The following is an 11,837-nucleotide window of genomic DNA, read 5'->3' as shown; positions in this document are numbered from 1 at the left end:
CCCCGCCCCTTCGCCTAAAATCTCCGCTCTTGCCCGCCTCCCCCGCGGAGTGCCGCCGCCCGGACGGAAACCGGGAGGCCCGTCATGCCCAGTCATGGAAGAGCCGATCCGGAAGGCACCGCCGTGTCCACGCCCGCCCACGAACCGCTCGACGACCCCCTCGCCCGGGAGCGCGCCCACCTCGCCGCGTCCCGTTCCGCGCTGCGCGCCATGCGCGAGGACGTGGAGGCGCTGGACATCAACGACGTCACCGCGAACTGGGTCAACGCCGCGGTGCTGGCCCACCAGATCGACGAGCGCATCAAGGCGCTGGCCGACCTCAGCGACACCCCGCTCTTCTTCGGGCGGCTCGACTACCTGCACGCGCCGGGTGCCCAGCGGGCCGAGGGCGCGGAGGGCGAGCGCTTCTACATCGGGCGGCGGCACGTGCACGACGCCGGCGGCGACCCGATGGTCATCGACTGGCGCGCCCCGGTCTCGCAGCCGTTCTACCGCGCGTCCAAGAAGGACCCGATGGACGTCGGGCTGCGCCGGCGCTTCGGCTACACCGGTGGCGCGTTGACCGCGTACGAGGACGAGCACCTGTCCGACCCGGCCGAGGCCGCCACCACCAGCAAGCTGCTCCAGCGGGAGATCGAGCGGCCGCGTGTCGGCCCCATGCGGGACATCGTGGCGACGATCCAGCCCGAGCAGGACGAGATCGTCCGCAGCGGTCTCGGCGGCACCGTCTGTGTGCAGGGCGGTCCCGGCACCGGGAAGACGGCCGTCGGCCTGCACCGGGTCGCCTATCTGCTGTACGCGCACCGGGAGCGGCTCGCCCGCACCGGCACCCTGGTCATCGGGCCGAACCGGTCCTTCCTGCACTACATCGAGCAGGTCCTGCCGGCGCTGGGCGAGCTGAGCGTGCGGCAGGCGACGGTGGACGACCTGGTCGGGCACGTGGAGGTGCGGGGCACGGACGACGCGGCCGCCGCGATCGTCAAGGGTGACGCCCGGATGGCCGAGGTGCTGCGCCGTGCCCTGTACTCCCACGTGACCATGCCCACCGAGCCGGTCGTCGTGGTGCGCGGCTCGCGGCGCTGGCGGGTGCCGGCCTACGAACTGGAGGAGCTGGTCCGCGAGTTGCTGGACCGGGACATCCGGTACGGCGCCGCCCGCGAGGCCCTGCCGCAGCGGATCGCGCACGCGGTGCTGGTGCAGATGGAGCGGGCCGGTGAGGCCCCCGACGACCGGGTGCAGGACACGGTGGCCCGCAACAGCGCGGTGAAGGCGGCCGTGAAGGCGGTCTGGCCGGCCGTGGACCCGGCGAAGCTGGTGCTGCGACTGCTGACCGACGCCGATTTCCTGGCCGAGCACTCCGAGGGCCTGCTGGACGAGGACGAGCGGAAGACGGTCCTGTGGGCGAAGCCGGTGCGCAGCGTGAAGTCGGCGAAGTGGTCGGCGGCGGACGCGGTGCTGGTCGACGAGGCGACCGACCTGATCGAGCGCACGCACTCGCTCGGCCATGTCGTCCTGGACGAGGCACAGGACCTGTCCCCCATGCAGTACCGGGCCGTGGGCCGCCGCTGCACCACCGGCAGCGCGACCGTCCTCGGCGACCTGGCGCAGGGCACCACGCCCTGGGCCACCCGGAGCTGGGACGAGGCGCTCGCCCACCTCGGCAAGCGGGACGGGGCCGTGGAGGAGCTGACGGCCGGTTTCCGCGTGCCCACCGACGTCATCGCGTACGCCTCCCGACTCCTCCCCCACATCGCGCCGGGCCTCGCCCCGGTCGCCTCGGTCCGGGAGAACCCGGGCTTCTTCGAGGTCCGCACGGCCGGCGGCACGGCCGAAGTGGTCGCCGCCTGCGAGGAGTTGCTGGGCAACGAGGGTTCGACGGGCCTGATCGCGGCGGACGCCCGGGTGCCGGCGCTGGCCGAGGCGCTGGCGGAGGCCGGCATCGCCTGCCTCGCGCCGGGCGAGGAGACCACCGCCGAGACCCGGCTGACGCTGGTGCCCGCCTCGCTCGCCAAGGGCCTGGAGTACGACTACGTCGTGCTGGACGAGCCGCAGGCGGTGGTGGACGGCGAGCCGGACGAGCGCACGGGGCTGCGCCGGCTGTACGTGGCGCTGACCCGTGCGGTGTCCGGGCTGATCGTGACCCACTCGGCGCCCCTGCCCCCACAGCTCGGCTGAGCGTCCGCACCCAGCCCCCCACCGCACCGGACCCGGGTCCCGGTACCGGTCCCGTTGCCGGTGCCGGTGCCGGGCGGTGCTAGACCTCGTCCAGCACCGTCCGCCACTCCCGTACCGCCGTCTCGGAGACCGGGCCGGTCCAGCCCGCGGCGCGCGCCGCCCCGCCGATGTGGAAGGCCTCGATCCCTGCGGCCCTGAGCCTCGGCACGTGCTCGAGCCGCAGCCCGCCGCCGACCATGATCTGCTGCTCGTAGCCGGGTTCCCCGCCGTGGGCCGCCTCGGCGACCAGCGTGCCGAGGCCGCCGTCCACACCGTCCGCCGAGCCGGCCGTCAGATAGGTGTCGAGGCCGGGCAGGTCGGCGAGCTGCTTGCGCAGGGCGTCCCGGTCGGCGGCTCGGTCGATGGCCCGGTGGAAGGTCCAGCGGCAGCCGTCGAGGGCGGCGACCACCCGCTCCACCGCGGCCAGGTCCACGCAGCCGCCGGTTTCGAGGAAGCCGAGCACGAACTGGTCGGCGCCCGCGTCCCGCATCTGCCCCGCCACCCGGACCAGCAGGTCCAGGTTCCCGGGGCCGCCCGCCGCGAACCCGTCCGTCAGCCGGAGCATCACGCGCAGGTCGATGTCGACGGCGGCCCGGATCCCGGCGAAGGTCCGCACGGACGGGGTGAGGCCGTCAGCCGCCATCTCGGTGACCAGTTCGAGGCGGTCCGCGCCTCCCGCCTGGGCCGCGACCGCGTCCTCGGCGTCGAGGGCGATCACCTCCAGGACCGCACGCTTGCTCATGGCACCCCATTCATCGGCGACTACAGGTCTAGTCCAATCCAAGCCTACGCCTCCACGGGGTCGCCCCCCACCTGAAGATGTCCCCTGCCCCTCCGTCGGCCCGGTCCCGAAGGAATCGCCAGACGCCGCGGAGGGGCGGAAGAATGAGCGCATGGCCGACCTCGACGCCCTGCGCCTCCGCTTCGCCCGCGCCCTGGAGGGAGCCCGCGCCCCCGGCGACGGCCCCGATCCCGCCCCTTACGCCGACAACCTGCTCGCCCGCTGGCAGGAGCCGCAGCGGCACTACCACACGCTGACCCACCTCACGGCCGTCCTCGACCACGTCGACGTGCTCGCCGAGTCCGCGGCCGACCCGGACGTCGTACGGCTGGCCGCCTGGTTCCACGACGCGGTCTACCTGCCCGACCGCTCGGAGAACGAGGAGCGCTCCGCGCACCTCGCCGAGCGCGCCCTGCCGGAGGCGGGCGTACCGGCGCCGAAGACCGCCGAGGTCGCCCGGCTGGTCCGGCTCACCGTCACCCACGACCCGGCCGGTGACGACCGCGACGGGCAGGTCCTGTGCGACGCGGACCTCGCGGTCCTGGCCGCGCCCCCGTCGGCGTACGCCGCCTACACCGCGGCGGTCCGCGAGGAGTACCACTTCGTGCCTAACGACGCCTTCCGGGCGGGCCGCGCCTCGATCCTGCGCCAACTCCTCGACCTGCCACGCCTGTTCCGCACCCCCTACGGGCAGCGGCACTGGGAGGCCACGGCCCGCTACAACCTCGCGGCCGAGCTGGAAATGCTGTCGACCTGACCGGGTGCGGCCCTTACTGTTCGCCCATGCGACAGATAAACGGGGACGACGTGACCAGGGCCGTGGCGGGATGCCTGGCGACGCTGCGGCCGGTGGTGGACCGCGACTGGGCGGACACCACGGCCGGGCGGCTGGAGTGGGACTGCCGGCGGACCGCCGAGCACGTCGCGAGCGATCTGATCGCCTACGCGGGCCAGCTGGCGGGCCGCCCTCAGGACGCGTACGTCCCGTTCGAGATCACGCTGGACGAGGGCACCGACAACACCGGTCTGCTGCACGTCATCGAGACGACCGGCGTGCTGCTCGCCACCACCGTCCGCGCCACCCCGCCCCGCGTCCGCGCCTTCCACCCGTACCCGTTCAGCGGCGCGGATCGCGAGGGCTTCGCCGCGATGGGCGTCGCCGAGGTGCTGCTGCACACCCACGACATCGCCGAGGGCCTGGGCATCGCGTACGCGCCGGAGGACGACCTGGCCGAATCCGTCCTCGCCTGGCTCTTCCCGCACGTCCAGCCCGGCCCGGCCGCCTGGCCGACGCTGCTGTGGGCGACCGGCCGCGGCGAGCTGCCCGGCCGCGCCCCGGTCACCGAGTGGAAGTGGCGGAACAACCTGGTCATCCCCGCCGAGCGGCTCACCCTGACCGGTGTCCGCCCGGCCGTCGCCCGCGACCTGCGCCTCGGCGGCGACGGTGGCTTCGACTGGGTCGGCGACGGACCGTTCGAGGGCACCCGGGAAGCCTGCGGCTTCCTGCTGAAGGCCTACGAGGGGGGCGTGCACCGGCCCGAGTTCGGCGTCTTCGTCCTGGTGCGCGAGGAGGACGGCCGCGCGATGGGCGGCATCGGCTTCCACGGCTCCCCGGACGAGGACGGCCGGGTGGAGATCGGCTACGACCTCGTCGAGGAGGCCCGCGGCCGGGGCTACGCCACCGAGGCGCTGCGCGCGCTGGCCGAGTGGGCCCTGGCCCGGGAGGACGTCCACTCGCTGTTCGCGACCGTCGAGCGGGCGAACACGGCGTCCCAGGCGGTGGTCACCCGGGCCGGATTCGTCCAGGTGAGTGACGACGGCGAGGAGAGCGGGGAGCTGGCCTACGAACTGCGCCGCTGAGCGAGCCCCTTGGGCCGGCGCAGTCCCGACGCCCGCAGCAGCCGCACCACCTCGCGGCTGCTGACCTCCACCGCCCCGGCGGCCACCGCGTCCGCGTACCGGTGCGACGGCAGATCGTAGTGATCGCGCTCGAAGGCACGCCGGGGCACGCCCAGCGCGGCGGCGAACCCGTGCAGTTCGTCGTACGACACATCGCTCACGAGATGCGACCACAGGCGCCCGTGGCCGGGCCAGGCCGGCGGGTCGACGTACACCGTCACGGGCGCCTCACGAGGACCGCGTCCCGCCCGTGGCCCGCGCCAGCGAGCCGACCGCCGCCACCTTCACGCCCGCCTGGTGGCACACCCAGTGCGGGTCGGGGCCCAGTTCGGGCTCCACCTCCAGCGCGTGCGGGTCGCCCGAGGGGCACACCGGGCACAGCGGCCAGCGGCCGTACCGCTCCAGCAGCGCGTCCTGCACGTCCTGGGCGACCAGCCCGGCCAGGTACTCGGCGCCGTCCGGCCACTGCTCGACCCACCAGCGCCGCTGCGCCACGGAGTCCTCGACGAGGGAGACCACGTCGGCCTCGGCGACCCGGCCCGCGACCAGATCGGCGAGCACGAGCGCGCGGGCGGCGTGCAGTGCCTGCTCGAGGGGGCTCGGGGACTTCATGGTCCCATTGTGCGCACTCTTGACCCCGAACCCGAACCGAAAATATCTTTCATTGGTGACCAACGACGTGAAGGAAATTTTCGGCGGTCCGGGCGGCTCGCTCGCCGCCAAGGTGCGCACCCTCGCCCCTTCCATGACCCGTTCCATGCAACGGGTCGCCGAGGCGGTCGCGAACGACCCGGCCGGCTGCGCCGCCCTCACGGTCACCGGCCTGGCCGAACTCACCGGGACCAGCGAGGCGACGGTCGTACGGACCGCCCGCCTGCTGGGCTATCCGGGCTACCGCGACCTGCGCCTGGCCCTCGCCGGCCTCGCCGCGCAGCAGCAGTCGGGCCGCGCCCCCGCCATCACGACCGACATCGCGGTGGACGACCCGCTGGCCGACGTCGTCACCAAACTCGCCTACGAGGAGCAGCAGACGCTCGCCGACACGGCCGCCGGACTCGACACGGGCCAGCTGGGCGCGGCCGTCGCCGCGCTCGCCGGCGCCCGCCGCACCGACGTGTACGGCATCGGGGCCTCAGGGCTGGTCGCGCAGGACCTCACGCAGAAGTTGCTGCGCATAGGGCTCATAGCCCACGCGCACAGCGACCCGCATCTCGCGGTGACCAACGCGGTGCAGCTGCGCACGGGCGACGTGGCGATCGCCATCACCCACTCCGGCTCGACGGGGGACGTCATAGAGCCGCTGCGGGTCGCCTTCGAGCACGGGGCGACGACGGTGGCCATCACCGGCCGCCCCGAGTCGCCGGTCACCCAGTACGCCGACCACGTCCTGACCACGTCCACCTCCCGGGAGAGCGAGCTGCGGCCCGCCGCCATGTCCTCCCGGACCAGCCAACTGCTGGTGGTGGACTGCCTGTTCGTCGGAGTCGCGCAGCGGACCTACGAGAGCGCGGCGCCCGCGCTGGCCGCCTCCTACGAGGCGCTGGCCCACCGGCACCGCACCCAGCCCAGGTGAGTGAAAGCACGAGAACCGGCACCCGAACCGAGGAAGCCACCCCCCATGACCTCCCATGACCTGCGCAGCGAGCTGGAGTCCCTCACCACCGAGGCCTTCCGGCCCGACCTCGCCGAGATCGATCGGCTGTCCACCCTCGACATCGCGCGTCTGATGAACGGTGAGGACGCGGGCGTGCCCGCCGCCGTCGCCGCCCGGCTGCCGCAGATCGCCGCCGCCATCGACGCCGTGGCCGCGCGCATGTCCCGCGGCGGCCGCCTGATGTACGCCGGCGCCGGCACCGCCGGACGGCTCGGTGTGCTCGACGCCTCCGAGTGCCCGCCCACCTTCAACACCGACCCGGCCCAGGTCGTCGGCCTGATCGCGGGCGGCCCGCGAGCCATGGTCACCTCGGTCGAGGGCGCCGAGGACTCACGTGAGCTGGCCCGCCGGGACCTCGCGGCGCTGGGGCTCGGCCCCGACGACACCGTCGTGGGGATCTCCGCCTCCGGCCGCACGCCGTACGCCATCGGCGCGGTCGAGCACGCCCGCGCGCTCGGCGCCCTGACCGTCGGTCTCGCCTGCAACGAGCACAGCGCCCTGGCGGCCGCCGCCGAGCACGGCATCGAGGTCGTGGTCGGTCCCGAGCTGATCACCGGCTCGACCCGGCTCAAGGCGGGCACCGCGCAGAAGCTGGTGCTCAACATGCTGTCGACGATCACCATGATCCGTCTGGGCAAGACCTACGGGAACCTGATGGTCGACGTCCGCGCCTCCAACGACAAGCTGCGGGCCCGCTCCCGCCGGATCGTGGCGTTGGCCACGGGAGCAGCGGACGAGGAGATCGAGAAGGCGCTCAGCGAGTCGGGCGGCGAGGTGAAGAACGCGATCCTGACCCTCCTCACCGGTGTCGACGGCCCGACGGCCGCCCGCCTTCTGGAGGACTCCGGCGGCCATCTGCGCGCCGCGCTGGCCGCGGCGGCCACCTGACCCGCACGCTCGGGGCGTGCGCAACGACCCCGCCTCCACCGCAGCCGCCGTCCTCGCCCGGGTCGGCGGCCCCGGGAACGTCACGTCCGTCGCCCACTGCATGACCCGGCTCCGGCTGGGCGTCGCCGATCCGGCGGCGGTCGACGAGGAGGGGCTGCGGGCGCTGCCCGGGGTGCTCGGGGTGGTGACGGACGAAGTCGGCGTGCAGATCGTGCTGGGTCCGGGGGTGGTCGAGGAGGTCACCGCGCGGACGGCGGCCCTGGTGCGGGCGCCCGAGCCGGCGGCCGGGCGGCCGGCCGGCCCGGGACGGGACGGCCGGGTGAAGGAGGGGATCGCGCGGCGCGACGCGACGCCGGTCAAGACCGTGCTGCGCCGCGTCGCGAACGTCTTCGTCCCGCTCATCCCCGCCCTGATCGGCTGCGGTGTCCTCGCGGGCCTGAACGGCCTGCTGCTCAACGCCGGCCTGCTGCCCGCCCTCACCCCGGCGCTGACCGCCGTCGCCTCCGGCTTCATGGCGCTGATCGCCGTGTTCGTCGGGCACAACACGGCGAAGGAGTTCGGCGGTACGCCGGTGCTCGGCGGTGCGGTGGCGGCCGTGGTCGTGTACCCGGGCGTGGCCAAGGTGACGGTGTTCGGGACGCATCTGGTGCCCGGCCAGGGCGGGGTGCTCGGCGCGCTCGCGGCGGCGCTGCTGGCCACGCGGGTGGAGAAGTGGTGCCGGGGCCGGGTGCCGGGAGCGCTGGACGTCCTGCTCACCCCCACGGTGACCGTCCTGGTCTCCGGCCTGGTCACGCTGTACGGCCTGATGTACGCGGCCGGGGTGGTCGCCACCGCCATCGGCGCGGCGGCGGACTGGCTGCTGGCCGCGACCGGGCCCGTCGCCGGGCTGGTCCTCGGCGGCCTGTTCCTCCCCCTGGTCATGCTGGGCCTGCACCAGGCCCTCATCCCCATCCACACGACCCTCATCGCCCAGCAGGGCTACACGGTCCTGCTGCCGCTGCTGGCCATGGCGGGCGCGGGCCAGGTGGGCGCGGCGCTCGCGGTGTACGTCCGCCTGCGCCACGACGTCTCCCTGCGCACGACGATCCGCTCGGCGCTGCCGGCCGGGCTGCTCGGTGTGGGCGAGCCGCTGATCTACGGGGTGTCGCTGCCGCTGGGCCGCCCGTTCGTGACGGCGTGCGCGGGCGGGGCGGCCGGCGGGGCCTTCGTCGGCTTCTTCGCGATGCTCGGCGACAAGGTGGGGGCGACGGCCATCGGACCGTCGGGCTGGGCGCTGTTCCCGCTGCTGGCGGGCAACCACGGGCCCGGGACGGCGGCGGCCGTCTACGGAGGCGGACTGCTCACCGGTTACGCGGTCGGCTTCGCGGCGACGTACCTCTTCGGCTTCACCGGCCGCTCCCGCACGACGGCGTCGGCGTGACGCACCGCCGGTCCCCGGCCGGGGTCGTCCCCCCCGAACACGACGCCCCCCTTCCGGCCTCACCGGCCGCTCACGCACGACGACGTCGGCGTGACGCACCACGGGGCCGGGTCACCCCCGCACGGCCACATCCGCGTGACGCACCGCCGGGCCCGGGCCAGGGTCGCCTCCCCGAACACGACGCGCCCCTTCCGGCCTCACCACCCACCCCGCACAACACGACCCCGTCGGCGTGACGCACCGCCGGGCCAGGTCGTTTCCCCGGTCATGATGAAGACGCTCCTGACCACCGCAGCCCTCACCGCGTGCGCCGCCGCCCTGGCCGCGCCCGCCCACGCCGACGGCAAGGCCGACGGCCACTGGACCGCCACCGGCACCGCCCACTGCGCCGGGGACCTCGTGCTGCCCGCGCTGGCGAGCGTGGCGCCCCTGCCGGCGTCCGGCGCCGCCCCCGCGTGCGGCGCCGACAGCCTGCTGCACCACGGCCGCTGACCCCGCGCACCTCCGCGTCCGAGACCGCGCGGCGCGCCCCGGCGGCCCGGCGCGCTACCTTCGAACGATGAACCACGCCCAGCTCACCGCCCTGGGCCGTGCCCTCCGCCTGGTCGGGGAGCACGGGGAGGCGCTCACGACCGACACACCGGACGCGCGGCTGCACGAGGTCAAGGCCGATCTCAGGCGCGCCCTCGACCTGCTCGACGAGAGCGTCACCGCCGGCGCGCCCACGACCCGCTGCCCCGAACACCCGCAGGGACCCGTCGACGAGAGCGCGCCGGACCGCTGCCTGCTCTGCGAGACCAGGCGCCGGGCCGCCCGGCGCTCGGAGTACCAGGGCGGAAGGCCGCGAATCACCGAGGCGCCGGCCGCCGGCCAGTCCCGGTACGGCGTCCGCGCGGACCGGCCCCAGCCCCAGCAGCGGTGGCTGCCGGAGGCGTGGAACGGCCGCGAGTGGCAGCTGTGCGGGACGCCCCGGCGGGACCGGCACGAGGCGGAGGCCTATCTGGCCGCCCAGCGGCGCGGGTCCCGGCCGGCCATGGCGTACCGGCTCGTGCACGAGTTCACCGACTACGAGGTGCTGCGGATCTGGGGCACCCCGGTGCAGGTCGACATCGAGCCGATGGGCAACCTGTAGCGGGGCCGCCCCCGGCGGTCGGGCTCAGCTCAGGGTCTTCAGCGCGGCGGCGTCGTAGGGCTTGAGCTCCTCGAAGCGGTCGGCGAGCACCTTGGCCGCCCAGTCCGGGTCCTGGAGCAGGGCACGGCCGACGGCGACGAGGTCGAACTCGTCGGACTCCATGCGGTCCAGCAGGTTGTCGATGCCCTTGACGGGGGAGCCCTGGCCCTGGAAGGCGCCGGTGAAGTCGCCGTCGAGGCCGACCGAACCGACGGTGATGACGGGCTTGCCGGTCAGCTTCTTCGTCCAGCCCGCGAGGTTCAGGTCGGAACCGTCGAACTCGGGCAGCCAGTAGCGGCGGGTGGAGGCGTGGAAGACGTCGACGCCCGCGGCGGCCAGCGGGGTGAGGACGGCCTCCAGCTCTTCGGGGGTCTCGGCGAGCCGGGCGGTGTAGTCCTGCTGCTTCCACTGGGAGTAGCGGAAGATCACCGGGAACTCGGGGGACACGGCCGCGCGGACCGCCGCGACGATCTCCGCGGAGAACTGCGCCCGGGCGACGGGGTCACCGCCGTAGGCGTCGGTACGCCGGTTGGTGCCCTCCCAGAGGAACTGGTCGAGGAGGTAGCCGTGGGCGCCGTGGATCTCCACGCCGTCGAAGCCGATGCGCTCGGCGTCCGCCGCGGCCTGGGCGAACGCGCCGATGACGTCGTCCAGGTCCTGCTGGGTCATCGCCTTGCCGGTGGCCTCGGCGCCCGCGGTGACGAGACCGGAGGGGCCCATGGCGGGCGCGTCCGGGAAGGGGTTCTGCCCCTGTTCGCGGACCATGCCGATGTGCCACAGCTGGGGCACGATGGTGCCGCCGGCCGCGTGCACGTCCTCGGCGACCTTCGCCCAGCCCGCGAGCTGCTCCTCTCCGTGGAACCGCGGGACGCGACCGCTGTTCCCGGCCGACTCGTGGCCCACGTAGGTACCCTCGGTGACGATCAGCCCGACACCGGCGGCGGCACGGCGCGCGTAGTACGACCGCACGTCCTCGCCGGGCACACCGCCCGGCGAGAACATCCGGGTCATCGGCGCCATCACGATCCGGTTGGGCACCGTGAGCCCGTTCAGCGCGATCGGACGGGAGAGGATCTGGGCCGCGCGGGAGGTGGCGGAGGTCGTGACGGTCACGTGGGGAGCTCCTCGTGAGTTGCGGGGTTAACCGGTCGGTATGTGAGCACGCATTGTTGCAGCTCCTTAAGTAATCGCCTATGCGCTGCCCCACATTCCGCCTCCGGGAAGTCCGTCACGTGACCCCGCTCACGCTCTCCCGGTTCAGCCGCCGCACCCGCTCCCGCAACACCTCCTCCTGCGGCGCCGGTTCGACCGACTCCGGCGGGCAGCCCGCCGTAACCGGGTCATCGTGCAGGTACTGCCGTCCAGCGCCGGGGCGCACGCGGCGATGCAGGGCGCCCCGAAGCTGATGGAGTTCGCGGATGCCGCTCCGATGGTCTACTTCGAGGGGGTACGTAATCGGCGACTGGAGGACGATCCGGCCAAGGTCGCACAACTGCGTTTTGTGTACGACCTTCTCGTGGCCTCCGCGCACTCGCAGGAGAAGTCTCTGGCCCTCATCGAGGCGTTGGCGGAGGATTACGCCCATGAGTAACGCCCCTGACTACGAGCTGAGCTGACGCAAGTCGACGTACAGCACCGGCGGCGACAATTGCGTGGAAGTAGCCGATGGCCACCCCGCCCTCGTCCCCGTCCGTGACTCCAAGACCCCCCGAGGCCCGAAGCTCGGGTTCCGGCCGGAGGCCTGGTCCGCGTTCGTCGCGGCCCTCAAGCTTTGAGCTCCGAGCCCTCTTTGCACGGAATGGGTAGGGCC

13 protein-coding genes and 1 pseudogene are annotated in these 11,837 nt (G+C 73.9%); 10 read left to right on the top strand and 4 right to left on the bottom strand.

The genetic code is table 11. From position 1 onward, the window contains the following. Nucleotides 1-84 precede the first annotated feature (84 nt). Complete coding sequence (locus V7E45_RS34090; protein WP_333778116.1) at nucleotides 85-2,175, top strand: HelD family protein; 2,091 nt, start codon at nucleotides 85-87, stop codon at nucleotides 2,173-2,175. A gap of 79 nt (nucleotides 2,176-2,254) precedes the next feature. Here V7E45_RS34090 and V7E45_RS34085 read toward each other — a convergent pair whose 3' ends face one another. Then, a complete protein-coding gene (locus tag V7E45_RS34085) occupies nucleotides 2,255-2,956 on the bottom strand; it encodes a copper homeostasis protein CutC (protein ID WP_333778115.1) in 702 nt (233 codons plus the stop codon). Between the two features lie 151 nt (nucleotides 2,957-3,107). Here V7E45_RS34085 and V7E45_RS34080 point away from each other — a divergent pair, with 151 nt between their 5' ends. After that, complete coding sequence (locus tag V7E45_RS34080; RefSeq protein WP_333778114.1) at nucleotides 3,108-3,752, top strand: HD domain-containing protein; 645 nt, start codon at nucleotides 3,108-3,110, stop codon at nucleotides 3,750-3,752. 26 nt (nucleotides 3,753-3,778) lie between these two features. Then, the gene (locus V7E45_RS34075) at nucleotides 3,779-4,855 is read left to right on the top strand and encodes a GNAT family N-acetyltransferase (RefSeq protein ID WP_333778113.1); all 1,077 of its coding nucleotides are present in this window, start codon (nucleotides 3,779-3,781) and stop codon (nucleotides 4,853-4,855) included. Here the strand turns inward: V7E45_RS34075 and V7E45_RS34070 are convergent. Together V7E45_RS34070 and V7E45_RS34065 are read right to left on the bottom strand one after the other, a co-directional pair. After that, a complete protein-coding gene (locus tag V7E45_RS34070; RefSeq protein ID WP_333778111.1) occupies nucleotides 4,837-5,115 on the bottom strand; it encodes a DUF4031 domain-containing protein in 279 nt (92 codons plus the stop codon). The genes V7E45_RS34075 and V7E45_RS34070 overlap by 19 nt on opposite strands. 7 nt (nucleotides 5,116-5,122) lie before the next feature. Next, entirely contained in the window at nucleotides 5,123-5,506 is a 384-nt protein-coding gene (locus V7E45_RS34065; RefSeq protein ID WP_333778110.1) for a hypothetical protein, read from the bottom strand. A 55-nt stretch (nucleotides 5,507-5,561) separates the two neighbouring features. On the opposite strand from V7E45_RS34065, the gene V7E45_RS34060 reads away from it, so the two are divergent. The 5 genes from V7E45_RS34060 to V7E45_RS34040 all read left to right on the top strand — a co-directional run bounded on the left by V7E45_RS34060 (nucleotide 5,562) and on the right by V7E45_RS34040 (nucleotide 9,988). Then, a complete protein-coding gene (locus V7E45_RS34060; RefSeq protein WP_333778109.1) occupies nucleotides 5,562-6,467 on the top strand; it encodes a MurR/RpiR family transcriptional regulator in 906 nt (301 codons plus the stop codon). A gap of 45 nt (nucleotides 6,468-6,512) precedes the next feature. Then, nucleotides 6,513-7,436, top strand: coding sequence for an N-acetylmuramic acid 6-phosphate etherase (gene murQ / locus V7E45_RS34055; RefSeq protein ID WP_333778108.1), 924 nt, complete (start codon nucleotides 6,513-6,515; stop codon nucleotides 7,434-7,436). Between the two features lie 16 nt (nucleotides 7,437-7,452). Continuing rightward, on the top strand, nucleotides 7,453-8,856 hold the full coding sequence (locus V7E45_RS34050) for a PTS transporter subunit EIIC (protein WP_333778107.1): 1,404 nt from the start codon (nucleotides 7,453-7,455) through the stop codon (nucleotides 8,854-8,856). A gap of 267 nt (nucleotides 8,857-9,123) precedes the next feature. After that, nucleotides 9,124-9,348: a hypothetical protein gene (locus V7E45_RS34045; protein WP_333778106.1), complete on the top strand. Its 225-nt coding sequence runs from the start codon at nucleotides 9,124-9,126 to the stop codon at nucleotides 9,346-9,348. 67 nt (nucleotides 9,349-9,415) lie between these two features. Next, nucleotides 9,416-9,988 carry a hypothetical protein gene (locus V7E45_RS34040; RefSeq protein ID WP_333778105.1) on the top strand — a complete coding sequence of 191 codons (573 nt, stop codon included), beginning with the start codon at nucleotides 9,416-9,418 and terminating at the stop codon, nucleotides 9,986-9,988. 24 nt (nucleotides 9,989-10,012) lie between these two features. Here the strand turns inward: V7E45_RS34040 and V7E45_RS34035 are convergent, their stop codons facing one another. Beyond that, the gene (locus V7E45_RS34035) at nucleotides 10,013-11,140 is read right to left on the bottom strand and encodes an NADH:flavin oxidoreductase (RefSeq protein WP_333778104.1); all 1,128 of its coding nucleotides are present in this window, start codon (nucleotides 11,138-11,140) and stop codon (nucleotides 10,013-10,015) included. A gap of 73 nt (nucleotides 11,141-11,213) precedes the next feature. On the opposite strand from V7E45_RS34035, the gene V7E45_RS34030 reads away from it, so the two are divergent. Both V7E45_RS34030 and V7E45_RS34025 read left to right on the top strand, forming a co-directional pair. Next, a complete protein-coding gene (locus V7E45_RS34030) occupies nucleotides 11,214-11,618 on the top strand; it encodes a Scr1 family TA system antitoxin-like transcriptional regulator (protein ID WP_443056325.1) in 405 nt (134 codons plus the stop codon). A gap of 37 nt (nucleotides 11,619-11,655) precedes the next feature. Beyond that, nucleotides 11,656-11,802, top strand: a pseudogene (locus tag V7E45_RS34025) (DUF397 domain-containing protein); the annotation flags it as partial. Nucleotides 11,803-11,837 lie beyond the last annotated feature (35 nt).

It is taken from the genome of Streptomyces sp. IBSBF 3136 (assembly GCF_036815105.1).
In the GTDB taxonomy this organism is placed as follows: Bacteria; Actinomycetota; Actinomycetes; order Streptomycetales; family Streptomycetaceae; genus Streptomyces.
This window is presented reverse-complemented; position numbering and strand designations above follow the sequence as displayed.

Bases quoted from the DNA above. Each gene is read 5' to 3' on its own strand.
- V7E45_RS34045 (WP_333778106.1), top strand. From the start codon at position 9,124: ATGATGAAGACGCTCCTGACCACCGCAGCCCTCACCGCGTGCGCCGCC.
- V7E45_RS34065 (WP_333778110.1), bottom strand. From the start codon at position 5,506: ATGAAGTCCCCGAGCCCCCTCGAGCAGGCACTGCACGCCGCCCGCGCG.
- V7E45_RS34085 (WP_333778115.1), bottom strand. From the start codon at position 2,956: ATGAGCAAGCGTGCGGTCCTGGAGGTGATCGCCCTCGACGCCGAGGAC.
- V7E45_RS34075 (WP_333778113.1), top strand. From the start codon at position 3,779: ATGCGACAGATAAACGGGGACGACGTGACCAGGGCCGTGGCGGGATGC.
- V7E45_RS34080 (WP_333778114.1), top strand. From the start codon at position 3,108: ATGGCCGACCTCGACGCCCTGCGCCTCCGCTTCGCCCGCGCCCTGGAG.
- V7E45_RS34040 (WP_333778105.1), top strand. From the start codon at position 9,416: ATGAACCACGCCCAGCTCACCGCCCTGGGCCGTGCCCTCCGCCTGGTC.
- murQ (WP_333778108.1), top strand. From the start codon at position 6,513: ATGACCTCCCATGACCTGCGCAGCGAGCTGGAGTCCCTCACCACCGAG.
- V7E45_RS34090 (WP_333778116.1), top strand. From the start codon at position 85: ATGCCCAGTCATGGAAGAGCCGATCCGGAAGGCACCGCCGTGTCCACG.